The sequence below is a fragment of the Burkholderia metallica genome (assembly GCF_902832845.1).
GTDB lineage: Bacteria > Pseudomonadota > Gammaproteobacteria > Burkholderiales > Burkholderiaceae > Burkholderia > Burkholderia metallica.
Map to the genome: position 1 here is coordinate 76,113 of NZ_CADFDB010000013.1, position 20,680 is coordinate 96,792.

Below are 20,680 nucleotides of genomic sequence, written 5' to 3' on the forward strand. Positions count from 1 at the left end.
CCTCCTCGCGGCGTCCGTCGCCGCCTGCAACCGTCAGGGCCGACGGCCGCTGCGCACGATGCCGGCGCGCGCGCAGCGCACCGGCATCGCCGCGGCGCTACGCCGGCAACTCGGCCGCCTGCTGCTCGCGTGCCCATACGCGATGCTGGCCGATGTGGTCGGACAGCGCGTTCAGCACCGCGTCGAGATCGGCGCTCTGCCCGACGCACACGCCTTCGGCCGGGTCCGGCAGGTGCGCGGCGCCCAGCAATTGCCGCCCCGACCCGACGGCCGCGATCGGCTTCAGGTGCTTGAACGCTTCGCGCACGAAATGCCGCGCGTCGGCACTGTGCGCGAGGTCGCCGCCATCGTCGTCGCCGCCGCACACGAATACCGCGTCGAACATCACCGACGGCATGCCGACGAGCGTCGCCTGCGGCACGAGGCCGCCGACCGGCGCCAGCGTTGGCGCAACGATCGTCGGTACCGCGTGCTCGGCCAGTAGCGCATCGCGCACCTGCTCGACGAGCGCCTGGCTCGCGCCGGCGGTCGCGATCAGCGCGATCTTGCGCGACCGGATGCCCGGTTTCGAGCGGCCGATCAGGCTCAGCGCGGGCGAACGCTGCGCGACGGCCGGCGCCACGGCCGCGGGCGGCGCGGGCAGCCCGAGCCGTTCGGCCACCTGCGCGGCCAGCCCCGCGTCGAAGCGCGCGATCGTCTCGTTCACCACGCGTTCGCGAATCTGCGGCTGCGTGACCTTGCCGAGTTCGAAGCAGTACGCGTCGCGGATATGCCGCTGCTCGATCTCCGTCATGCTCTGGTAGAACAGCGCGGGCTGCGAGAAATGATCGGCGAACGATTCGCTGCGCACGCGCACCTTGTCGCCTTCGAGCGGCTCGTGCACGGTTTCGAAGCCGCCGCCGGCCGGCGCGGGCGGCGTCTCGCGCGGCCAGCCGCCGCTCGTCGAATTCGGCTCGTACGACGCCTGGCCGACGTTGATCGTCTGCCGGTGCATCGCGTCGCGCTGGTTGTTTGCGAACGGACACACCGGCCGGTTGATCGGAATCTCGTGGAAATTCGGGCCGCCGAGCCGGCTCAGTTGCGTATCCGTGTACGAGAACAGGCGCCCCTGCAGCAGCGGATCGTTCGTGAAGTCGATGCCCGGCACCACGTGGCCCGGGTGAAACGCGACCTGCTCGGTTTCCGCGAAGAAGTTGTCGGGATTGCGGTTCAGCGTCATCCGGCCGATCGGCCGCACCGGCACCAGCTCTTCCGGCACCAGCTTGGTCGGGTCGAGCAGGTCGAAGTCGAAGGTATCCGCATCGGCCGGATCGATCATCTGCACGCCGAGTTCGAACTCCGGATAGTCGCCGCGCTCGATCGCCATCCACAGGTCGCGCCGGTTGAAATCCGGGTCGTGGCCGGCGATCCGCTGCGCTTCGTCCCACAGCAGCGAATAGGCGCCGCTCACGGGCCGCCAGTGGAATTTCACGAACCGCACGTCGCCGGCCGCGTTCACGAAGCGGAACGTGTGCACGCCGAAGCCGTCCATCGCGCGGTAGCTCGCGGGCAGCGCGCGGTCGGACATCAGCCACAGCACCGTGTGCGTGGTTTCCGGCACGAGCGACACGAAATCCCAGAACGTATCGTGCGCGGACGCGCCGGTCGGCATTTCGTTCGGCGCCTCCGGCTTCACCGCGTGGACGAAATCGGGGAACTTGATCGCATCCTGGATGAAGAACACCGGCATGTTGTTGCCGACGAGGTCGTAGTTGCCCTCTTCCGTATAGAACTTCACCGCGAAGCCGCGCACGTCGCGCACGGTGTCGGACGAACCGCGCGGCCCCTGCACCGTCGAGAAACGCACGTACACCGGCGTTTCGGCGGCCGGGTCCTGCAGGAACGCGGCCTTCGTGTAGTCGGCCATCGGCTCGTACACGCGGAACACGCCGTGCGCGGCCGAGCCTCGCGCGTGCACCACCCGCTCCGGAATGCGCTCGTGATCGAAGTGCGTGATCTTCTCGCGCATGATGAAGTCTTCGAGCAGCGACGGGCCGCGCGGGCCGCCGCGCAACGTGTTCTGGTTGTCGGCGATGCGCACGCCCTGGTTGGTGCGCAGCGCCTCTTGGTCGGGCCGCGCGCGGTGCTCGTCGAGCTGGCGCGATTTCGCGCTGTCGGACGGCTGCGTGGGCTTGGCGGCCGGTTTCTTGCCGGATGGGGAACGGGTCATCGATCGGTCCTCGTAGTATTCGGGTGGACAGCCGCCACACACGCGGGGTCGCTGCGGCGCGCGCATGCGGACAGCAGGAAAAGGCCGGCGCGGCCGGGCGCGTCAGCACCCGCTGGCCGGCCGTGGCATCAGGGCGCGCGCAGCGCAGCGTCGAATTCGGCGCGCGTCACGTCGAGCGCCACGTCGCATTCGATCGCCGCATCGTCGACGCGCGGCTTGCGCTCGTCCACCGCGCGCCGCGCGCTGTCGCACAGCTGCGTGCGCACGCGCAGGCGGTCGGCTTCGCCGAGCGACGCGTAGCGCGTGATCACGTCCGGATCGAGCCGCAGATCGACCGTGCAACGCCATTCGCGCGCGCTCGGGTCCGCCGGCTCGCGCACCCACGACACCTGGATCGTCAGCCGCCCGGATGCATCGTCCGCATGCACGACGACGGTCGACTCCGACGGGAAGCTGTTCGCGAGCGCATGCTCGAGTTCCTCGATGCGCTGCGAGCGGTCGGGCGCGTGGCTCATCGTCGGACGACGCCCAGCAGCAGCGTGACCAGGAAGATCACGACGAAGATGTAGAACAGGATCTTCGCGATCTCCGCCGCGCCGGCGGCAATGCCGCCGAAGCCGAACACGGCCGCGACGATCGCGATGATGAAGAAGATGATGGCGTATCGAAGCATGGAACCCTCCTGGATGACAGCGCTCGCCGACGCACGTCGGCATCGGTCACGTCATGCGTCGTGCTTGTGTTTCGGCTTGCCGTGGACCGGCGTGGAGGCCATTTTCTCGAGCTCCTTCTCGCTCATCGATTTGGCCATCGACTTCGACGGTCCCTTGAGGTCCTTCATTTTCGTGTCGCCGCGCTTGGCCGACAGGGCGGCCCCCGCCGCGCGCTGCTGGGCCTGGGATTTGGCTGGCATGGTCGTGCTCCTCTCGTGGGCGCGCGCATCGCCGTCAAGCGACGGCACGCGCGCGGTTGGTTGAAACACCCGGCCTTCGACGTCACCACACCGCAGCGGCGCGGGACGGGCGGCGCAATGTCCTGCGCGTGGCGACACCGGGGCCGCGTGCGATGCGCAAGAAGAATGCCTCGACCCGCTGCGCGCACGGCGAGCAAGCGCGGCTTCGAAAGCCGGTTGAGCGGCCGGTACAACAGCAGGTCGTCTGCGGAAGTCATGCAGCTATCGTGCCAACCCGGCGAAGCGCGGCAGGCGCGGCTGTCGCGGGATCGCACCGCGTGGCGCGGCCGGCCGGGGGCGCTTATTTACAAGCCGGCGGCAAGTTTGGGGGCACGCCTTGCGCGCGCCGGATAACACGCCCGGCGCTCGACTGTCGACCGTCATCGCGTCGCATCGATGCGGTCTACGGACGAACGGCCGGGAAAGGCCGCCGTCAGCGCCGGCAGGTGGCGCAGCCGCCACGCGGCCATGTCGCGCGCCTGTTGCGGAATCCGTTCGCGGCACGCGCGGATTTCCGTTTCGCCCGCCGCCTGCGCGACCGCGGCGAGCGCCGTATAGGTGTCGATCCTTACCTGCGCGAACGCATGACCGGCCAGTGCCCCTTCACCCCTTCGACGGCGGCCAGCATGCCGCCTGCGACCGGCCGCACGCGGCGATCCGCACAGCGCACGCGATACCGCGCGCACCGTGGGGTGACGGGCCGGCGCCCGGTCAATACTGCATCGGCGGCGGCGTGCCCGGCAGCGGCTGGTCGCCCTGCGCGCCGCTGCGGCCCGACGACGGTCCGTCGGCCGGCTCACCGCCGGCCCTGCCCTGCGGCATCGTGTTGCCCGGCGACGGACGCTTGTCGTAGCGCGTATTCGCGTCGGGCATCGTCGTGGTCGTCTGGGCCCCGCGACCGTCCGGTGGCGCGGGTGGTGCGCCGTGCGTGCCGTAGGGGCCGTTCATCGACTGCGTACATGCCGCGAGCGTGCACGCCGCGGCAAATGCATAGAGGCCCGCGCGAATCGCGCGCCTCGTCTGGATCGTGTTCATCGAATTCCTCCTCGGATCGACGGCTCATAGCCGATTGAAACTGGAAGTCGCCCGCGCAGGCGGCCGGTGAGCGGCGTGCCGTCATCTCGTCGAATTCCGCCGCGCTGCGCGCGAGCGTGCGGCGCCGCACGACGTACGGTGGCGTGACGTGACCTGCATGCCGTGGCGTGCATTCGCTACACCGTCCGCTGCAAAACTTGCAAGCAGGCCGTTACGCGTCGTACGCGGCCATCACGAGCCACAGCTCGCGGCCGTCGTCGCGCACGCGCGCCGCGAGCGCGTACGGGTCGGCCGGTTCGCACGCACACTGCAGCGCGAAACGCGCGGGCTCGGTCGAGCCGAACGTCTCGTCGCCGAGCGGCCGCACGTCGGCCTTGCCCTCGAACATCCGGCGCTCGGGCCGGTAGATCAGCGGTTCATGCTTCCATCCGTTGAAGTGGCTCTTCACCGAATCGAATCCGCCGCCGCATACGTTGATCTCGTAACGCACGCGTGGTCGTCGTTTCGGAATCATCTTCGTGCCTCCCGCTCGATAGGCGCGGCCAACCTCTGCGGGGCCGCGCGTCATCGTCGCGATCGACGTGGCAATTCGCGTGCCGCGTCGCACGCGCGGGCACGGCCGTTGCGGATAGAACACGTCACCGCATCGACATGGAGGCTCGCGATGAAGGATTCGACCCGTTCCGGCCGCGACGCGCCGGCGCACGAGCAGCACCGCGATCCGTCGCCGCCGCTCAAGGACCACGACCACACACGTACGCGCCATTCGGAACGTCATATCGACAAGCAGCTCGAAGACACGTTTCCGGCGAGCGACCCGCCCGCGACCGGCGGCGTCACGCGCATCGATCCGGACACGGCGCCCGGCAAGCACGACGAAGGATCACGGCAGGACAAGCGCAAACGCGACGACGCGTGAGCGTGCACGGCACGCGGCTTGCTGAATCCGTTGCCGGAGCCGGATTCGCCACGCGCGCGCCGACCCGGCCGCCCCATCCACCCCTTCAACCCGCAGGAGAATTGCATGCATCGCGTCAACGAAATCATGTCGCAGGACGTCGTGCGCATCGCGCCGACCGATTCGATCCGTCATGCCGCGCAACTGATGGAGCGCTACGACATCGGCGCGCTGCCCGTATGCGACAACAACCGGCTGGTGGGGATGGTGACGGACCGCGATCTCGCGGTGCGCGCGATCTCGGCCGGCAAGCCGCCGCAGACGCGGGTGCACGAAATCGCGTCGGGGCCGATCGAATGGTGCTTCGACGACGATTCGCTGGACGAGGTCCAGCACTACATGGCCGATGCGCAACTGCGCCGTCTACCCGTCGTCGATCACGACAAGCGGCTGGTCGGCATGCTGTCGCTCGCGGACATCGCGACGCGCACGGCCGGCCCCGAACGCAACGACGTCGCGAACACGCTCGAAGGCGTGTCGCAACCGAAGCAGACGTGACGGCGTGCAGCGCGTCTTCATACCGTCCCGACCACCCGCGCGGCCCGCGTCACTGACGAGCCCGGTCGCGCCCCATGCAGCCTGGAGGAAACCATGCACACTCCCGATCAAGGTCAGACCCGCATCATCGGCAAGGGCGCCGCAACGGCGGCCGGCCCCGGCCCGGACGTAATGGCGGCCGATACGCTCGAAGGCAACAAGGTCTATACGACCGACGGCGACGACGTCGGCAAGATCAAGGACATCATGCTCGACGTGCGCTCCGGCCGCGTCGCGTACGCGGTGCTGTCGAGCGGCGGCATCCTCGGCATCGGCGACAAGCTGCACGCGATTCCGTGGAGCGCGCTGACGCTCGACACCGAACGCAAGTGCTTCCTGTTGTCGGTGTCGTCCGAACGCATCCGCAATGCGCCGGGGTTCGACAAAGACCACTGGCCGGCGATGGCCGACCCGCAATGGGCCGCGCCGCTGCACGAGTTCTACGGCAGCACGCCGTACTGGAGCGCCGGCGACGAACTCGGGTTGACCGACCCGACCGAAGATCTGAACGATCCGCGGGCGCGCGACCGTCACTGACCGCGCCATGATGCGGCGCCGGTTCGCCGGCGCATCCGTTTCGAACGCCCTGCCTACGCGGGGCGTCTTTTTTTGCCGGAAGGGGCCGCGAACACGCCGGAGGCGGCGCGCTACGCGCGATGCCGCAACGCGTCGATCACGAGGGTGAACGCACGCGACGCCGGGCGGCGGCTCGGGTAGTACGCGTGATAGCCGGGAAACACCGGACACCAGTCCGGCATCACGATCCGCAGGTCGCCGTTGCGCACGTGCGCGAGCACGACGTCCTCGGTGACGAACGCGATGCCGAAGCCGTCGAGCGCCGCCTGCACCATGTGCGGCTGCGTGTTGCAGGTGATCCGGCCGTTCACGCGGGCCAGCACGTCGTTCCTGCCCTTCTTCAGCTCCCACGCATAGAGGCCCTTCGCGGTGGCGAGCCGCAGCGTGATGCAGTCGTGATCGAGCAGGTCCTGCGGCTTCTTCGGCGGCTTGCGCCCGTCGAGATACGACGGCGCCGCGACCATCGCCATCCGGACGTCCGGGCCGATGCGCACCGCGATCATGTCCTTCGCCACCTGGTCGCCGTACCGCACGCCGATGTCGTAGCGCTCCTCGACGATGTTCGACAGCCCGTAGTCGACCGACAGCTCGACGCGGATGTCCGGGTATTCGGGCAATACCGTCCTGAGCTTCGGCCAGATGATCGTGTCGATCGGATGCTCGGTGGCCGTGATGCGCACCACGCCGGCCGGCTTGTCCCTGAAATCGGACAGCGCGGCCAGTTGCGCCGAGATCTCGTCGATACGCGGCGACGCCGTCCGGAACAGCGCTTCGCCCGCCTCGGTCATCGACACGCTGCGCGTCGTGCGCGTGAGCAGCCGCACGCCCAGCCGCGCTTCGAGATCGCGCACGGTCTGGCTCAGCGCCGACTGCGACACGCCGAGCCGCGTGGCCGCGCGCGTGAAGCTGCGCTCGCGGGCCACCGCGAGAAAAACGAGCACGTCGTTCAGATTGTCGCGCGCCATGTCGAAAGGCTACTGTCGGGACGGACGCCCATCGTAGCACCGCCGCGCGCGATTCATCTGGCTGGCTAATAAGTCCAAGCGTGCCGCGCTACTTAATCGATCCGGCATCGGTCGCTAGACTGCGAAGCCATCGACCGAACGCGCCGTGGCCGAGCCACGACGCACCGACCACCCGCTTTCCGGAGCCGCCCGTCATGCCTACCCGTTTTCCCGCTGCCTCCGCCGCCGTCGCCGCGCTCGTTTCGCTTGTTTCTCTCTTCGCATCCGGCCCGCTGTTCGCGCAATCCGCGCCGGGCCTCACGCGCGAGCAGGTCCGCGAGGACATGCAGCGCTACGCGGCCGCGGGCTTCAATCCCGCGCACATGAACCCGCGCACCTGGGTCGACGACGCGCAGGCCGCCGCGGCCACGGTGCACGCGGCGCGCAACGACGATGCGCGCACGCAGCTGGCCGTGCACGGCACGACGACGCGCTGCGATTGAGCGCGCCCCCCTTTCGATCCGATCCGGTTCCGTCATGCAATCCGTTTCCACACCCGATCGCGGCACGGCACCTGACGGCGCGGCCGCATGGGGCGCCGTCCTCGCGATGTCGGTCGGCGCATTCGCGCTCGTCGCGTCCGAATTCATGCCGGTCAGCCTGCTCACGCCGATCGCGGGCGACCTGCACGTCACCGAAGGCCAGGCCGGCCAGGCCATCTCCGTCTCGGGCGCGTTCGCGCTGGTGACGAGCCTGTTCATCGCGTCGCTCGCCGGCCGGCGCGATCGCAAGCCGTTGCTGCTGGTGCTGACGCTGCTGACGATCGTGTCCGGCACGGTCGTCGCCTTCGCGCCGGACTACGCCGCATTCATCGCCGGCCGCGCGCTGATCGGCGTGGCGATCGGCGGCTTCTGGTCGATGTCGGCCGCCACCGCGATGCGCCTCGTGCCGGCGCGGCAGGTGCCGCGTGCGTTGGCGATCGTCAACGGCGGCAACGCGCTCGCGACGGTCGTCGCGGCGCCGCTCGGCAGCTTTCTCGGCGGAATCGTCGGGTGGCGCTGGGCATTCTTCAGCGTCGTGCCGGTCGCCGCGATCGCGTTCGGCTGGAAGCTCGTCAGCCTGCCGTCGATGCAGTCCGCACCGCGCGGCAGGTCCGCCCATGCGCTCAGGCTGCTGGCCCGCCGGCCGGTCGCGCTCGGCATGGCGGCGGTCAGCCTGTTTTTCATGGGGCAGTTCGCGCTGTTCACCTATCTGCGTCCGTTCCTCGAAACCGTTACGCACGCGGGCACCGTCACGCTGTCGCTGCTGCTGCTCGTCGTCGGCGTGGCGGGCGTCGCGGGGACGGTCCTGATCGGCAGGTTCCTGGAGAACGGGCTCTACCGGACCCTCGCGGCCACGCCCGTATTGATGGCCGCGATTGCGGTCGCGCTGACGGTGTTCGGCGGCTCGACGGCGGCGACCGCCTGCCTGCTCGGCGTCTGGGGCCTGCTCGGCACGGCGGCGCCGGTCGGCTGGTGGACGTGGCTCGCGCGCACACTGCCGCACGATGCCGAAGCCGGCGGCGGCCTGATGGTGGCCGTCGTGCAGCTCGCGATCGGGCTCGGCGCGACGGCCGGCGGGATGCTGTTCGACCTGCACGGCTACCGCGCGACCTTTGCGCTGAGCGCGGTGCTGCTCGCGCTCGCCGGCGCGCTGGCCGTGGTCGCGGGCCGCTCGGCCGCGCGCGCCGCCCGCGCCGCCCGCCGCGACGCACATTGACGGCCGCGCCGGCCCGGCGGCTTTTTTACAAGCGCCGTGTAACCGCCCCGTCCGGTTTCGCGCGGCCGCTCGCCGCTTCCAGATAGGCCAGCAGCCGGTGCGGCGTCAGCGGCTTTGCGCAGTGCGCGTCGAACCCGGCTTCCTTCGCCTCCTCGCGATCGCGTCGCGACGCCAACCCGCTGCACGCGATCAGCAACATGTCCGCGGTACGCGGATCGCCGCGCAGACGCGCCGCAAGTTGCAGCCCGTCGAGACCCGGCATCGCGATATCGAGCACGACGGCGAACGGCTGCCAGTCGCGCGCGATGCCGCAGACCGCGAACGGGTCGTCCGCAATCCGGCATTCGAAGCCGCACGCCTCGAGCACCAGGCGCAGCGCATCGGCCGCGTCGCGATAGTCGTCGACCACCAGCACGCGGTGCGCACGCGTCGGCACGCTGTCGGGCGCGCGCCACAGCAGTACGTCGTCCGCGGCCGGATCGTCGCCGAACTCGGGTTGCATCGCGTTTCTCCTGTCTTCGACACGCCCGCTCCGCAAGCCGTGCGCACAGCTCGCCCGACGCGGTACGCCGGTTGCTGCACCTGTCGCATTCGCCGTACCGGAGCCCTTCATGCGTGTGACGCTGCGTGTTCGTATCGGTTTCATCCCGTGTGCGCGGGCGGCATGCCGCGCGCCGGCCCACCCGGGCGCCGCGACATGACGCGAACGCCGCCCTCCGCTGACGACGCCGCGCCGGCCACGCTCGACGCGTGCCGCCGCTGCACGTTGTGGGAACACGCGACGCAGCCCGTGCCGGGCGCCGGGCCCGTCGATGCGACGATCATGCTGGTCGGCGAGCAGCCGGGCGACCAGGAGGACCGTACGGGCCTGCCGTTCGTCGGCGCGGCCGGCCGCATGCTCGACCGCGCGCTCGACGAAGCCGGACTCGACCGCGCGCGCTGCTACCTGACGAACGCGGTCAAGCACTTCAAATGGGAGCCGCGCGGCAAGCGGCGGCTGCACAAGACGCCTGCGCAACGCGAAGTGGCCGCGTGCCGCTACTGGCTCGAGCGCGAACTCGACGCGGTACGGCCGCGCGTGATCGTCGCACTCGGCGCCACCGCGTTGCGCGCGGTGCTGCAGGACAACGACGCGACGCTCGAGCGCGCGCGTGCGCCGATTCGCACCGCGCAGGGCCGGCTCGTCGTCGCCACGTATCACCCGTCGTACGTGCTGCGCACGCGCGGCGCCGATTCGCGCGAGCACGCATATCGCACCCTCGTCGACGCGCTGCGCACCGCGTCGCGGCTGGCCGGCGAACCCGACCATGACCACGACGCCAACCACCGCGACCGGCGCGGCGCGCCCGCAGAGCCGCGATGAGCGCGCCGGAGCGACGACGCGCGGCCGCGGCCGAACGCGGGCGCCGCAGCGCCCGGCCCGCCGCGCTTACATCATCTTGCCGCGCGACCGTTCGGCGCGCGCCGCCTCGGCGGCCGACTCGACCTTCTTCACTTCTTCCGGCGGCGGCAGCACGGCCTTGAAGCCCATCGATGCGATCCACATCTCGCGCGCCCAGCCGCGGGTGTGATACAGGTGATGATCCTCGTCGGCCTCGACCTCGTCGTGCGCGGCCTTCAGCGTCTTCGCGGCGTCGCCCGACAACTGGTCGGCCGCATAGCCGATCAGCTCCCAGTTCAGGTGATCCTTCGTCTCGGCGAGCACCACGCACTCGGCCGCGACGACCTGCGCAACGCCCGGATCGGCCTTCTTCTGCGCCTGCTCGATCGTATGCACGAGCGCCTTGCCGATGGCCGACACAGCGCTGCGCCCCGGCGTCTGCGCGTCGGGGTCCAGGCCCAACGTCTCGAACACCTCACGCAGCACCTCCTGGTGGTGCAGCGTCTCGCGATGATATTTCTCCCATTCCTTGTGCAGATCCTCGTCGGTCGCGCATTGCAGCGCGGCCTCGTAGATCTTCGCGCCGCCAAGCTCGGTCTCGTATGCCTGGCACAGCAATTCGTGGATGCCTTCATGCTTCGGTTGCCGATGGGCCATGACTCACTCTCCAAAAAGACGGGCCGCATGCGCAGCCCGGGGTTGAACGGGCACGCGTTATTGCGCGCCCACCTTGCGTTCGAGCGCCTGCGCCATGCTCAGGTGATGCCGCAGCGTCGGCAGCGTCGTGTTCGCAAACGCGCGCAACTGCGGGTCCCGGCCGTCGCGCGCCTCGCCCTCGAACAGCGCGACGGCCTTGCGGTGCGCAGCCGGGCCGACCGCCGCGACGTACGCGACGTCGAAATCGTGACCGCTCTTGCCGCGCAGCGCCTCGACGTCGGGGTCCTGGATCTGTTCGACCTGCGGCTTCATGCCCTTGCGCGCGGCGATCTCGTTCAAGCGCGCGTTCGCCTTGCCGTGGTCGGTCACCATCCGCTGCGCGAACGCGCGCACGGCCGGCGACTGCGCCTGCTTCAGCGCGAGCTGGCTGGCCTGCATCTCGGCCTTGCCGGCCATCGCGGCCTTGTCGACGAATTCCGCATCGCCGCCTTGCGGCGCCTTCGCGATCCGCGCGTCGCCCGAGCCCGCGCTTGCGCCCGGCGACGGATTGATCACGCCGCCCGGCACGTGGCCGTTCGATGCAGGCGGCTCGCTCGGCATCTGCGCGCGGGCGAGCCCGGCGGTGGCGAGCACGCCCGCGGCGAGCGCCGCGATCGTCCAGTGGGGTCGTTTCATCGATGTTCTCCTTGCACGTGGCGTGAGGCGGCCGTCAGCCGCCGACGATCGAGCCGCCGTTCGGGTGCAGCGTCTGCCCCGTCATGTAGCTCGCGCCGTCCGACGCGAGCAGCACGTAGCAGCCGATCAGTTCGTCCGGCTGGCCCGGCCGCTTGAGCGGCACGTTCGAACCGAACTTCGCGACCTGCTCGGCCGTAAACGTCGACGGAATCAGCGGCGTCCAGATCGGCCCGGGCGCGACCGCGTTGACACGGATGTCGCGTTCGGCCAGTTCCGCCGACAGCGAGCGCGTAAACGCGACGATCGCGCCCTTGGTCGCCGAGTAGTCGGGCAGCGTCGGATTGCCGTGATAGGCGGTCACCGACGCGGTATTGACGATGCGTGCGCCGGGCTTCATGTGCGGCAGCGCCGCCTGCGTGCAGAAGAACGTCCCGTACACGTTCGTGCGGAACGTGCGTTCGAGCTGTTCCTCGGTCACCGCCTCGATGCCCGGCTGCGGATGCTGTTCGCCCGCGTTGTTCACGAGCACGTCGAGCCGCCCGAGCCGCTCGACCGTGCGCGCCACCGCGTCGTACGCCTGACGCCGATCGCCGACGTCGCACACGATCGCCTCGCAGCGCCGGCCGGCCTGCTCGATCAACTGCTTCGTATGCGCGGCATCGTCCGACTCCTTCAGGTAGACGATCGCGACGTCGGCGCCTTCCTTCGCGAAACCGATCGCGACCGCGCGCCCGATTCCGCTGTCGCCGCCCGTCACGAGCGCGACCTTCCCGGCGAGCTTGCCGCTGCCGACGTAGTCCGCCGCGTCGTCGCGCGGCCGCGGATGCATGTCGCGCTCGGTGCCCGGCTGGTGATCCTGGTGCTGCGGCGGCGGGGTCTGTGCGGTAGTCATGGATGCGTTCCTCCCTGAACGGTGTCGTCGAGACGTCGCAAGCGGCGTGCCGCGCGCGGCACGCATGCGACGCTGCATACGGGTGCAAGCATCAGCGCGTCTCGCCCCCCGATGCGGGTTCGCCCGGCCGGCGCACCGGATCGAAGTCGCGCCACTCGCCGTCCTGCCAGTCGCCGTCGACACGCTCGACCGACTTCGCACCGGACGCGCGCAGCACGTCTTCCGCGGTGGTCGCGGTATCGGGCGCCACGCGCACCGCGAGGATCACGCCGGTTTCGCTGTGCGCGAGCGTGCCCTTGCCTTCGGCCTGCTCGCCGCGCATGCGGCCGAGCGCGCCGCCGAATGCGCCGAGATATGCGCCGGCCAGCGCGCCGACGGCCGGCACGAACCAGTAGCGCACGCCGATCGCATAGACGACGAGCCCCACGACGGCACCGATCAGCAACCCGCGGATCGCGCCGATCATCGCGCCGCGCCCGCCCGGTTTCGCCGCCGAATCGGCGTACACGTCGCCGCCGATCGGAAAGCGCGCGTGCTGGCCACCCGGATTCAGGAAGAAAATCGATACGTCATCCGAACCGAATGCGCGCTCGTACAGGTGGCGCGCTCCACCTTCCGCTTCGTTGAACGTCGTGAAGCGGCCTGCGACGATCATCGTCATGGTCGTCCTCCTCGTGACGGTAGTTAGGCCGCACGCGACCGGCCGTGGCGCGGTGCGGCCGTTCTCACATCAGCCGGCCGGGTTCCTTCGACGCCAAGGCCGGCGTGCCGTACTCGCGAGCGGGAATGCGGCGGAGCATGTCGAGCCCGTCCAGGGCCGCGCGCGGGCATTCCGCGCACCCGTCGACCGCTGCCTTGCCGGCCCGATAGCCCATTGCCCGTCAGCGCCTTCCGCACGCCGATCGGGCTGGGCCCATTGCCATGCCCGCCCTGATGGCCGCCGTTGTCGTGGTCCTGGCGGATGCGCTCGCCTTCGTACACGCACGAGCAGCTGTATTCGTGGCCCGTATGCTGTCGGGATGTCATGGCAATCCTTCGGAAAAGCATCGGCATCACGACGACGCACGGCGCGACCGCGTCAGCGCGGCGACCACGAGCGCGGCCGCGCCGAGTGCGACCGCACCGGCCACCTTCGGCCGCTGGACCACCGTGTTGTACGCGCAGCCGCGCAACACGGGCCCGTCCATGCCTTCGCGCTCGTGCAGCGCATGGCGCGGCGCGTACAGCGCGTTGTCGTCGCGCGGGCGGGCCGGGCGGTCCGTGCGCTGGCTGCGCCAGAAGAGCCGGGACGCGATGCGATCGAACAGGCGCGGCGCGTGGTACGCACTCGCCGACGTGAACTTGGCCGCGCCGCCCACGAACAGCGCGCGGCGCGGATGCGCGGCCGCGAACAGGATCGCGTCGGCCACGAGTTCCGGGTCGTAGATCGGCCCCGGCAGCTTCGCTTCGACGTTCATGTAGTTTTTCGCGTGCATCACGAACATCGTGTCGATCGCGGCCGGCTTGATCAGCGTGACGGACACGGGCAGATGGTCGCCCTCCATCTCGAGCCGCAGCGAATCGGTGAAGCCCTTCACCGCATGCTTGGACGCCGCATACGCGCTCTGCAACGGCACCGGTGCGTCCGACGCCTCGCTGCCGATGTTGATGATCGCGCCGCCGTGAAAGTCGCTCTTGCGCCGGAAGTGGTCAGCCGCGACGAGCGAGCCGTGCACGACACCCCAGTAGTTGGTGTCGAACAGCCTGCGCTGGTCGTCGAGCGGCACCGCGGACGCCGGCCCGAAGATCGACACGCCGGCGTTGTTGATCCACGTATCGAAGCCGCCGTAGGTCTCGACCGCCTTCGCAGCCGCGCGCTGCACGTCTTCGAGATTGCCCACGTCGCCCGCGACCGCCACCGCCAGGTCGCCATGCTGGCGAAGCTCGTCGCACAACGTGTTGAGCGCCTCCTCGTTGCGCGCGAACAGCACCAGCTTCGCGCCGCGGCGCGCCGCCTTGCGCGCGGTGACGAGGCCGATGCCGCTCGTCGCGCCGGTGATCACGATCGTCTGTTCGCCGACCGGTTTGAGCATGCAGTTCATGGTGGACTCCTTGTGCGGCGCGGCCGCGGTCATTGGGCGCGGATCGTCAGCTGGTTGCGCACGTCCCGCACGCCGTCCACCTGCTTCACGACGCTGCCGGCCTGCGTGCGCTGCTGCTCGTCGGGCACGCTGCCGGTGAGCGTCACGATGCCGTGCCGCGTCTTCACGTGGATGTCGCCGGACGACAGGCCGTTCGCGCCCACCAGTTCGGCCTTCGCCTTGGTCGTGATCGTCGCGTCGTGGATCTTCATGCCGGTCGTCGAATGCGACGTGGACGTCGATGCGGCGCTGTCGTCGCCGGCGGCGAACACGTTCGGCGCGATGACCGCGCATGCCGTCGTGGCGGCGATCGCGAGCGCCATGCCGGTACGCGTCGCGATGCGACCACGGAAACGCAACGCGCGGGCTTGCAGCGGGAATACCTTCATCGTGACCTCCTTTCGTCTGGCCGGGCGTGCCGGCGGGTCGACGGGAGAGCGCAAGTCGCGTGCCGCTGCATGGGCGCCGCACGCGCGCGCGCCGTCGCGATCGGCCGCCCTTTCATCCAATCCGTTGTAATTTTTTCGGCGCATCGGAGGGCGGGTTCTCGGCCGACGTCGCGGGTATGGCGCTTGCCGGGGGGAGGACAACGGCAGCCCATTCGCGCGGCCCCAATACCGGGCGCAACGCCATGCAAGGAATCGCGTTGATCAGTGAGCGTGCGTCGCTGTGCGCCAACGCTGTTCATGGACTCGCTGGAAATGAACGATTACCGCCGGTACGGCGTCGACGTGCGGATCGCGCAGATCTTCAACGCGTACGGCCCGCACATGTATCCGGCGGGCGGCAGCGTCGTGTCGAACGTCATTACGCAGGCGCTCGCCGACGCGCCGCTCACCGTGTACGGTGACGGCAGGCAGTGATGACGGTAGGGTGTCGGTGAGCGTGTCGGCGACGGCGGCGTGCGTGCCGCGTCAACCGTCGCGCTGCGTCACGCGCATGATCTTGTGCGCCAGTTCGCGCACGTCGACCGGCTTGCACAGGTAGCCGTCGAAACCGGCCTCGAGTGCGCGGCGCTCGTCCGCTTGGCCCGCGTGCGCGGTGACGGCGAGCACGCACATGTTCCGCGTGTCCGCATGACCGTTTCCGGCCCCGTTGCGAAGCGCATCGAGCAGCCAGAAGCCGTCGCCGTCGGGCATCGCGAGATCGGACAGCACGACGGTGGGCTGCAGGTCGGCGGCCATCGCCAGCGCTTCGCGGCCCGACGAAGCAACCGTGACGGCCGCGCCGAACGTGGTCAGCGCGGCGGTGAGGCTCGCGCGCGTGGTCGCATCGTCGTCGACGATCAGGATCCGCTGCGCGGCGAGCCGCAGCGTTTCGTGCCGCACGCCCGGCTGCGGGTGGCCCCACGCCATCGCACCGGTCGGTTTCCAGCCGGTCGGCAGGGTCACCGTGAACGTCGTGCCGAGATTGCGCCCTGCGCTTTCGACCGCCACGCTGCCGCCGTGCAGTTGCGCGATATGCCGCACGATCGACAGCCCCAGCCCGAGCCCGCGCCGCGACGACGCGGGCGAATCGTCCGCGCGGCGGAACATGTCGAATACGTACGGCACGAACTCCGGTACGACCCCCTGCCCCGAATCGGTCACCTTCAACACCGCGTGCGCACCGTCGTGCACCAGCTCGACCCGCACGCTGCCGCCGCCCGGCGTGAACTTCAGCGCGTTCGACACGAGGTTCGACAGCATCTGCCGCAACCGCTCGGCGTCGCCAGGCACGATGAACGTGCCGGTATCGCAATCGAATTCGAGCGCGACGCCGGCCGACGACGCGGCCGTCTGGAACGCGCCGACGGCATCGGCGAACAGCCGTGCGATGTCGACCGGCGCCGCATCGAGCCGCAGTTTGCCGGTCGCGAGCGACGACGCGTCGAGGATGTCGCCGACCATCCGCGTGAGCGAGCGCGCGCTGCGGTCGATCGCGTCGATTGCCTGAAGCTGCAACGCGTGGTCGGCCGAATTGCGCAGCACCTCGACCCAGCCGTAGATCACGTTCAGCGGCGTGCGCAGTTCGTGCGACACCGTGGCCAGCAATTCGTCCTTCAGCCGGTTCGACGTATCGGCCTGGTCGCGTGCATCGCGCGCGCCCTGCAGCGAGCGCTGCGCGCGCAAGTCGTGCCGGCGCTGCGCACCGGTCTCGCGCAGCGTCAGCGACAGTGCGACGCGCGCGCGCGCTTCGCCATCCACCGGGCACGCGGAGACGGTCGCGCGAAACCGCCGTCCATCGCGGCGCACGCACAGCAGATCGACCGGCCCGCCTCCCGCGCGCATGTCGTCGAACGATTCGGCGAACCGGCTGCGCCGCAGCCAGCGCATCGCGATCAGCGTCTCGAGGGGCCGGCCGCAGGCATCGCCTGCGTCATAGCCGAAGATCCGCTGCGCGGCCGGATTCCAGCTGACGATGCGACCCTCGCCGTCGACGCCGACGATCGCGTCGGGCGACGCGTCGACGACCGCGTGCTGAAGCCACGATGCATCGGCCCGCGCGCGGTCCGCGCCGGCGTCGCGCAGCAGCATCACCGCGCCGTCGATGTTGCCGTGCGTATCGCCGAGCGGCGACGCCACTTCGACGACTGGAACCGGCAGGCCGCCGCCGGCAGCCTGCAGCCAGTGCCGGTCGGACGTCGCATGGGCACCGCCGAGCGCGCGATCGAGCGGGGTCGTCTGTACGCGGCGGCCCTCGTGATCGACGATCCGCAGCACGTCGCGCGCGGGCCGCCCCGTCGCATCTTCAGGCCGGCAGCCGACGAGCTCGGCCGCCGCCGCGTTGACGTAGGTGAGCCGCCCTTTCGCGTCGACCGCGACCACCCCGTGCGGCAATGCCTGCAGCACGGCTTCGAGCCGCTGCCGCGCGGCCGCCTCGCGCCGGCGCGCGCGATCGTTCGTGAACCGCGTATTGCGCAGCATCGCCGCGAGCGCACACACCAGCAGCCCGACCACCATGAACGTGCCGAGCTGCACGAGCCGGTTGGACAACGGCGCCGTATAGGCGGACGAATCCGACAGGAACAGCGTCCACACGAGTATTCCGCTGACGACGGTCGACACGACGCCGAACAGGAACGACGTCGCCCACGCGGCCCCGGCGAGCAGCGGGTAATACAGCACGAACGGCAGATTCATGCCGCCGAAACGGATCGCGAGCGCCTGCAGTACGGTCGCGATCGCGACGAGCATCGCGGCCATCGCGTAATTGCCGGCTTGCGGTCGGGCCATTTCGATCATCGGACACGCTCCTGCCGGATCGCGACGGTTCGGGCGCCTTCGGGAGACGGTGGGCCGGCACGGTGCATGCTTGCCCGCTGCAGCCGCCCGAGCGGCCGTCCACCCACGGAGATCCTCTCGTCATCGTCATGAATGCGCCGACAGGCAGGCGCGTTCTGTCGCCCCACCTCGCCGTCGCCGCCTTCAGTCACGCTCGCCTGCTCGCGGCCGCGCCCGGGTCGGTCGTCGTCACCGGCTTGGCCGGGATTGCACCGCGCAATACACGCGCGCCGCCGTCGGTTCGCCGCGCGGGCTCGCGCAACGCCGACGAGGCCGTGCATGTGCGCCACGACGAACACCGTCACGCGCTCACACGGCCCGGCGCCCCGGGCGGCCGCCGCGCAGATGGCGCCGCCGCGAAAGCTCCCGCCGTCGCCACACATGCGAGCCTGGTTGCGTTGTTCGATCCTCATATGCGCGCCAATCTCCATGGACCCCAAACGTGCTGGCGGCTCGAACGCGACGTTACGTTCGCGTCACGCCCGCGCGCGACGGCTTGCCGCCGCCGGAACCGCGCATGACCGCCGTCGTGCCGACCTTCCGGCACACGACCGAACTCGCGCGCACGCCGGCGCACCGCTCGCCGCTGCCCGACCGGCCCGCGATCGTCGTCGTCGACAATGCATCGGTCGCCTGCACCGCCGCCTTGATCCGCAGCCGCTTTCCCCGCGTCGTACTCGTGCATGCGCCGGCTAGTGCCAATCCCGGCGTGGCCGCCGCGCGCACGCGCCACGTCGCGTTTTGCGACGACGACACAGAGTGAGCGCCCGGCTGGCCCTAGCAAGCCGCGAACCTGCTCGATACCTGTCCGCACGTCGCGGTCATCACCGTGCGCTTGCTCGTCGGCCCCGACACGCGCGAAGACCCGACCTGCCAGTTGATGGCCGAACGCCCGCTCGATGCCCGCGTCGGGCTGCCCACCGACGCGACGGCCTTCCGGCGCGATGCGTTCGTGAACGCGGGCGACGTTCTCGGCGGCGAGGACGCACTGTTCGCGCTCGACCTTTACCGCGCCGGAGGATGACTCGCGTATGCCCCGCGCCTGACGGTCCATCCTCACCCGTCGTCGCCGCGCGACGTGCACACCCGCACACGCATGGCCGCCCGCAACGACGTGCGGACCGCGTGGCTCGGATGACCGGCGCGGGCCGCGCTGCGGCAAACCGTGCGGCGCTTGCTCCGCCTGCGACGCGAACGCACGATCGCGCACACGTTCGCCGGCCTGACGCGAAACCTGCCGACGCGCCGTGCGATCCCGCCGCACGTCGAGCGCAGGCGTCGCCAACTCGAACGCGATGCGCGTCCTGATGAGCGAAATGGAGCATGAGCGCGATCGCGGCGGCATCAGGAATCCGGCTTGTCCGCTTCGCCTTCGAGCTGCGCGAGCCGGTTGTAGATCGTCTTCAGGCTGACGTCGAGCACCTCGGCCGCCTGCGCCTTCACGCCGCCGCATTGCTCGATCGTGCCGAGAATCAGCTTGCGGTCGACTTCCTCGAGCGACGTGCCGAACGGCACCGTCACGCGATCTTCATGCGAATCGACCATGTTCGACAGTTCGTCCATGATCGGCGGCGGCAGGCTGTCGATCACGTCCGCGTCGCTGAAGATGGCCGCGCGCTGCACGAAGTTGCGCAGCTCACGCACGTTGCCGGGCCACGCGTAGCACTTCAGCGCTTCGCGCGCGGCCGGCGAAAAACGCAAAGTGCGACCGGTTTCCTCGTTGTAGCGCTGCAGAAATGCGTCGGCGAGCATCGGGATGTCGTCGCCGCGCTCGCGCAGCGACGGCAGCGGAATCGGAAACACGTTGATCCGGTGAAACAGGTCGGGCCGCAGCTTGCCGTCCGCCATCGCGGCTTCCGGGTCGCGGTTGGTCGCCGCGACGATCCGCACGTCGACGTCGATCTCGCGCGTCGAACCGAGCCGCGTCAGGCGCCCCGTCTCCAGCACGCGCAGCAGCTTGACCTGCGATTCGAGCGGCATCTCGGTGATTTCGTCGAGGAACAGCGTGCCGCCATCCGCGCGTTCGAAGAAGCCCTTGTGCTGACGCTCCGCGCCGGTGAAGCTGCCGCGGTCGTGGCCGAACATCTCGCTCTCGACGAGGTTCGCGGCGATCGCCCCGCAGTTCACCGCGAGGAACGGGCCGCGCCGGCGCAGGCTCAGGTCGTGCACCGTCTGCGCGGCCAGCTCCTTGCCGGTGCCCGATTCGCCGGTCAGCAGCACCGACGCCTCGGTGCGCGCGACGCGGCCGATCGCGTCGTACACCGCCTGCATCGCGGGCGAGCTGCCGAGCATGCGGCCGAAGCGGCCGAGGCGCTGCAGCTCCGAGCGCAGCTCGGCGATTTCCTCATGCAGTGCGGTGGTGCGCGGCACGCGCGCGAAGATGCTGTTCAGCCGCTGCATGTTCAGCGGCTTCACCAGGTAGTCGGTCGCGCCGCGCCGCAACGCGTCGATCGCGGTTTCGAGGCTTGCATGGCCGGTAGTCAGAACCATTTCGCAATGGGAACGCTTCGGCAATGCATCGAACAGATCCATCCCGTTGCCGTCCGGCAGCACGAGATCGCACAGCACGAGATCGGGGGTATGCGTCGACACGAGCGTGCGCGCTTCTTCGAGTGTCGCGGCCGTATCGCAGGCAAGCTGCTGCGTGCGCGCGAGCGCCGCAAGCATCGCCCGCGTATCGGCATCGTCTTCGACGATCAGCACGTAGGGCATCGTGGCTCCTC

At 69.9% G+C, this 20,680-nt stretch carries 23 protein-coding genes and 3 pseudogenes; 8 read left to right on the forward strand and 18 right to left on the reverse strand.

Translation table 11 applies throughout. From position 1 onward, the window contains the following. Nucleotides 1–97: 97 nt before the first annotated feature. The 7 genes from katE to HWX08_RS29155 form a co-directional block, all read right to left on the reverse strand. A complete protein-coding gene (gene katE, locus HWX08_RS29125; RefSeq protein WP_174920792.1) occupies nt 98–2,209 on the reverse strand; it encodes a catalase HPII in 2,112 nt (703 codons plus the stop codon). A 128-nt stretch (nt 2,210–2,337) separates the two neighbouring features. Beyond that, entirely contained in the window at nt 2,338–2,724 is a 387-nt protein-coding gene (locus HWX08_RS29130) for a DUF3022 domain-containing protein (RefSeq protein WP_174920791.1), read from the reverse strand. Further along, entirely contained in the window at nt 2,721–2,882 is a 162-nt protein-coding gene (locus tag HWX08_RS29135) for a DUF1328 family protein (protein ID WP_027792525.1), read from the reverse strand. The genes HWX08_RS29130 and HWX08_RS29135 overlap by 4 nt, the downstream gene beginning before the upstream one ends. Nucleotides 2,883–2,933: 51 nt before the next feature. Then, on the reverse strand, nt 2,934–3,122 hold the full coding sequence (locus HWX08_RS29140; RefSeq protein ID WP_069258766.1) for a DUF3008 family protein: 189 nt from the start codon (nt 3,120–3,122) through the stop codon (nt 2,934–2,936). Nucleotides 3,123–3,541: 419 nt separating this feature from the next. Further along, complete coding sequence (locus HWX08_RS29145) at nt 3,542–3,847, reverse strand: DUF892 family protein (RefSeq protein WP_174920790.1); 306 nt, start codon at nt 3,845–3,847, stop codon at nt 3,542–3,544. Nucleotides 3,848–3,872: 25 nt separating this feature from the next. Beyond that, nucleotides 3,873–4,196 (reverse strand): hypothetical protein, encoded by a 324-nt coding sequence (locus HWX08_RS29150; RefSeq protein WP_174920789.1) that lies wholly within the window; start codon nt 4,194–4,196, stop codon nt 3,873–3,875. A 211-nt stretch (nt 4,197–4,407) separates the two neighbouring features. Further along, nucleotides 4,408–4,710 carry a hypothetical protein gene (locus tag HWX08_RS29155; RefSeq protein ID WP_174920788.1) on the reverse strand — a complete coding sequence of 101 codons (303 nt, stop codon included), beginning with the start codon at nt 4,708–4,710 and terminating at the stop codon, nt 4,408–4,410. 150 nt (nt 4,711–4,860) lie between these two features. On the opposite strand from HWX08_RS29155, the gene HWX08_RS29160 reads away from it, so the two are divergent. The 3 genes from HWX08_RS29160 to HWX08_RS29170 all read left to right on the forward strand — a co-directional run bounded on the left by HWX08_RS29160 (nt 4,861) and on the right by HWX08_RS29170 (nt 6,228). Then, complete coding sequence (locus HWX08_RS29160; RefSeq protein ID WP_174920787.1) at nt 4,861–5,115, forward strand: hypothetical protein; 255 nt, start codon at nt 4,861–4,863, stop codon at nt 5,113–5,115. 105 nt (nt 5,116–5,220) lie between these two features. Beyond that, nucleotides 5,221–5,652: a CBS domain-containing protein gene (locus HWX08_RS29165; RefSeq protein ID WP_069258256.1), complete on the forward strand. Its 432-nt coding sequence runs from the start codon at nt 5,221–5,223 to the stop codon at nt 5,650–5,652. 93 nt (nt 5,653–5,745) lie between these two features. Beyond that, nucleotides 5,746–6,228: a PRC-barrel domain-containing protein gene (locus HWX08_RS29170; protein WP_069258255.1), complete on the forward strand. Its 483-nt coding sequence runs from the start codon at nt 5,746–5,748 to the stop codon at nt 6,226–6,228. A 110-nt stretch (nt 6,229–6,338) separates the two neighbouring features. On the opposite strand, the gene HWX08_RS29175 is transcribed toward HWX08_RS29170, so the two are convergent. Beyond that, entirely contained in the window at nt 6,339–7,232 is an 894-nt protein-coding gene (locus tag HWX08_RS29175; protein ID WP_174920786.1) for a LysR family transcriptional regulator, read from the reverse strand. 194 nt (nt 7,233–7,426) lie between these two features. On the opposite strand from HWX08_RS29175, the gene HWX08_RS29180 reads away from it, so the two are divergent. Then, nucleotides 7,427–7,714 (forward strand): DUF4148 domain-containing protein, encoded by a 288-nt coding sequence (locus HWX08_RS29180; protein WP_174920785.1) that lies wholly within the window; start codon nt 7,427–7,429, stop codon nt 7,712–7,714. A gap of 34 nt (nt 7,715–7,748) precedes the next feature. Next, complete coding sequence (locus tag HWX08_RS29185) at nt 7,749–8,969, forward strand: MFS transporter (RefSeq protein ID WP_174920784.1); 1,221 nt, start codon at nt 7,749–7,751, stop codon at nt 8,967–8,969. Nucleotides 8,970–8,994: 25 nt separating this feature from the next. Here the strand turns inward: HWX08_RS29185 and HWX08_RS29190 are convergent, their stop codons facing one another. Beyond that, nucleotides 8,995–9,471, reverse strand: coding sequence for a response regulator (locus tag HWX08_RS29190; protein ID WP_069258251.1), 477 nt, complete (start codon nt 9,469–9,471; stop codon nt 8,995–8,997). A 195-nt stretch (nt 9,472–9,666) separates the two neighbouring features. On the opposite strand from HWX08_RS29190, the gene HWX08_RS29195 reads away from it, so the two are divergent. Then, entirely contained in the window at nt 9,667–10,332 is a 666-nt protein-coding gene (locus HWX08_RS29195) for a UdgX family uracil-DNA binding protein (RefSeq protein ID WP_069258250.1), read from the forward strand. A gap of 66 nt (nt 10,333–10,398) precedes the next feature. Here the strand turns inward: HWX08_RS29195 and HWX08_RS29200 are convergent, their stop codons facing one another. The 7 genes and pseudogenes from HWX08_RS29200 to HWX08_RS29230 all read right to left on the reverse strand — a co-directional run bounded on the left by HWX08_RS29200 (nt 10,399) and on the right by HWX08_RS29230 (nt 15,083). Next, entirely contained in the window at nt 10,399–11,007 is a 609-nt protein-coding gene (locus tag HWX08_RS29200; RefSeq protein WP_174920783.1) for a DUF892 family protein, read from the reverse strand. A gap of 57 nt (nt 11,008–11,064) precedes the next feature. Then, the gene (locus HWX08_RS29205; RefSeq protein WP_174920782.1) at nt 11,065–11,682 is read right to left on the reverse strand and encodes a DUF4142 domain-containing protein; all 618 of its coding nucleotides are present in this window, start codon (nt 11,680–11,682) and stop codon (nt 11,065–11,067) included. Between the two features lie 34 nt (nt 11,683–11,716). After that, the gene (locus tag HWX08_RS29210) at nt 11,717–12,574 is read right to left on the reverse strand and encodes an SDR family oxidoreductase (protein ID WP_174920781.1); all 858 of its coding nucleotides are present in this window, start codon (nt 12,572–12,574) and stop codon (nt 11,717–11,719) included. A gap of 91 nt (nt 12,575–12,665) precedes the next feature. After that, the gene (locus HWX08_RS29215) at nt 12,666–13,235 is read right to left on the reverse strand and encodes a hypothetical protein (RefSeq protein WP_174920780.1); all 570 of its coding nucleotides are present in this window, start codon (nt 13,233–13,235) and stop codon (nt 12,666–12,668) included. A 64-nt stretch (nt 13,236–13,299) separates the two neighbouring features. Beyond that, a pseudogene (locus tag HWX08_RS29220) lies at nt 13,300–13,600 on the reverse strand (DUF2795 domain-containing protein). 26 nt (nt 13,601–13,626) lie between these two features. Continuing rightward, nucleotides 13,627–14,655, reverse strand: a complete 1,029-nt coding sequence (locus HWX08_RS29225; protein ID WP_069258764.1) for an SDR family oxidoreductase — start codon at nt 14,653–14,655, stop codon at nt 13,627–13,629. A gap of 29 nt (nt 14,656–14,684) precedes the next feature. Then, nucleotides 14,685–15,083 (reverse strand): BON domain-containing protein, encoded by a 399-nt coding sequence (locus HWX08_RS29230; RefSeq protein ID WP_174920779.1) that lies wholly within the window; start codon nt 15,081–15,083, stop codon nt 14,685–14,687. A gap of 273 nt (nt 15,084–15,356) precedes the next feature. Between HWX08_RS29230 and HWX08_RS29235 the strand changes: the two are divergent. Then, nucleotides 15,357–15,554 (forward strand): annotated as a pseudogene (locus HWX08_RS29235) (NAD-dependent epimerase/dehydratase family protein); the annotation flags it as partial. A gap of 54 nt (nt 15,555–15,608) precedes the next feature. On the opposite strand, the gene HWX08_RS29240 reads toward HWX08_RS29235, so the two are convergent. Next, entirely contained in the window at nt 15,609–17,918 is a 2,310-nt protein-coding gene (locus HWX08_RS29240) for a hybrid sensor histidine kinase/response regulator (protein WP_174920777.1), read from the reverse strand. Nucleotides 17,919–18,474: 556 nt separating this feature from the next. Here HWX08_RS29240 and HWX08_RS29245 point away from each other — a divergent pair. After that, a pseudogene (locus HWX08_RS29245) lies at nt 18,475–19,284 on the forward strand (glycosyltransferase family 2 protein). A gap of 17 nt (nt 19,285–19,301) precedes the next feature. Here HWX08_RS29245 and HWX08_RS29250 read toward each other — a convergent pair. Then, nucleotides 19,302–20,669 (reverse strand): sigma-54-dependent transcriptional regulator, encoded by a 1,368-nt coding sequence (locus HWX08_RS29250; protein ID WP_174920776.1) that lies wholly within the window; start codon nt 20,667–20,669, stop codon nt 19,302–19,304. Nucleotides 20,670–20,680: the final 11 nt, after the last annotated feature.

What these genes read in the sequence shown, in the direction of transcription:
- HWX08_RS29175 (WP_174920786.1), bottom strand. Translation starts at nt 7,232, where the DNA reads ATGGCGCGCGACAATCTGAACGACGTGCTCGTTTTTCTCGCGGTGGCC.
- HWX08_RS29185 (WP_174920784.1), top strand. Translation starts at nt 7,749, where the DNA reads ATGCAATCCGTTTCCACACCCGATCGCGGCACGGCACCTGACGGCGCG.
- HWX08_RS29170 (WP_069258255.1), top strand. Translation starts at nt 5,746, where the DNA reads ATGCACACTCCCGATCAAGGTCAGACCCGCATCATCGGCAAGGGCGCC.
- HWX08_RS29165 (WP_069258256.1), top strand. Translation starts at nt 5,221, where the DNA reads ATGCATCGCGTCAACGAAATCATGTCGCAGGACGTCGTGCGCATCGCG.
- HWX08_RS29205 (WP_174920782.1), bottom strand. Translation starts at nt 11,682, where the DNA reads ATGAAACGACCCCACTGGACGATCGCGGCGCTCGCCGCGGGCGTGCTC.
- HWX08_RS29140 (WP_069258766.1), bottom strand. Translation starts at nt 3,122, where the DNA reads ATGCCAGCCAAATCCCAGGCCCAGCAGCGCGCGGCGGGGGCCGCCCTG.
- katE (WP_174920792.1), bottom strand. Translation starts at nt 2,209, where the DNA reads ATGACCCGTTCCCCATCCGGCAAGAAACCGGCCGCCAAGCCCACGCAG.
- HWX08_RS29135 (WP_027792525.1), bottom strand. Translation starts at nt 2,882, where the DNA reads ATGCTTCGATACGCCATCATCTTCTTCATCATCGCGATCGTCGCGGCC.
- HWX08_RS29160 (WP_174920787.1), top strand. Translation starts at nt 4,861, where the DNA reads ATGAAGGATTCGACCCGTTCCGGCCGCGACGCGCCGGCGCACGAGCAG.
- HWX08_RS29155 (WP_174920788.1), bottom strand. Translation starts at nt 4,710, where the DNA reads ATGATTCCGAAACGACGACCACGCGTGCGTTACGAGATCAACGTATGC.
- HWX08_RS29180 (WP_174920785.1), top strand. Translation starts at nt 7,427, where the DNA reads ATGCCTACCCGTTTTCCCGCTGCCTCCGCCGCCGTCGCCGCGCTCGTT.
- HWX08_RS29150 (WP_174920789.1), bottom strand. Translation starts at nt 4,196, where the DNA reads ATGAACACGATCCAGACGAGGCGCGCGATTCGCGCGGGCCTCTATGCA.
- HWX08_RS29250 (WP_174920776.1), bottom strand. Translation starts at nt 20,669, where the DNA reads ATGCCCTACGTGCTGATCGTCGAAGACGATGCCGATACGCGGGCGATG.
- HWX08_RS29190 (WP_069258251.1), bottom strand. Translation starts at nt 9,471, where the DNA reads ATGCAACCCGAGTTCGGCGACGATCCGGCCGCGGACGACGTACTGCTG.
- HWX08_RS29215 (WP_174920780.1), bottom strand. Translation starts at nt 13,235, where the DNA reads ATGACGATGATCGTCGCAGGCCGCTTCACGACGTTCAACGAAGCGGAA.
- HWX08_RS29240 (WP_174920777.1), bottom strand. Translation starts at nt 17,918, where the DNA reads ATGATCGAAATGGCCCGACCGCAAGCCGGCAATTACGCGATGGCCGCG.
- HWX08_RS29210 (WP_174920781.1), bottom strand. Translation starts at nt 12,574, where the DNA reads ATGACTACCGCACAGACCCCGCCGCCGCAGCACCAGGATCACCAGCCG.
- HWX08_RS29230 (WP_174920779.1), bottom strand. Translation starts at nt 15,083, where the DNA reads ATGAAGGTATTCCCGCTGCAAGCCCGCGCGTTGCGTTTCCGTGGTCGC.
- HWX08_RS29225 (WP_069258764.1), bottom strand. Translation starts at nt 14,655, where the DNA reads ATGAACTGCATGCTCAAACCGGTCGGCGAACAGACGATCGTGATCACC.
- HWX08_RS29130 (WP_174920791.1), bottom strand. Translation starts at nt 2,724, where the DNA reads ATGAGCCACGCGCCCGACCGCTCGCAGCGCATCGAGGAACTCGAGCAT.
- HWX08_RS29195 (WP_069258250.1), top strand. Translation starts at nt 9,667, where the DNA reads ATGACGCGAACGCCGCCCTCCGCTGACGACGCCGCGCCGGCCACGCTC.
- HWX08_RS29200 (WP_174920783.1), bottom strand. Translation starts at nt 11,007, where the DNA reads ATGGCCCATCGGCAACCGAAGCATGAAGGCATCCACGAATTGCTGTGC.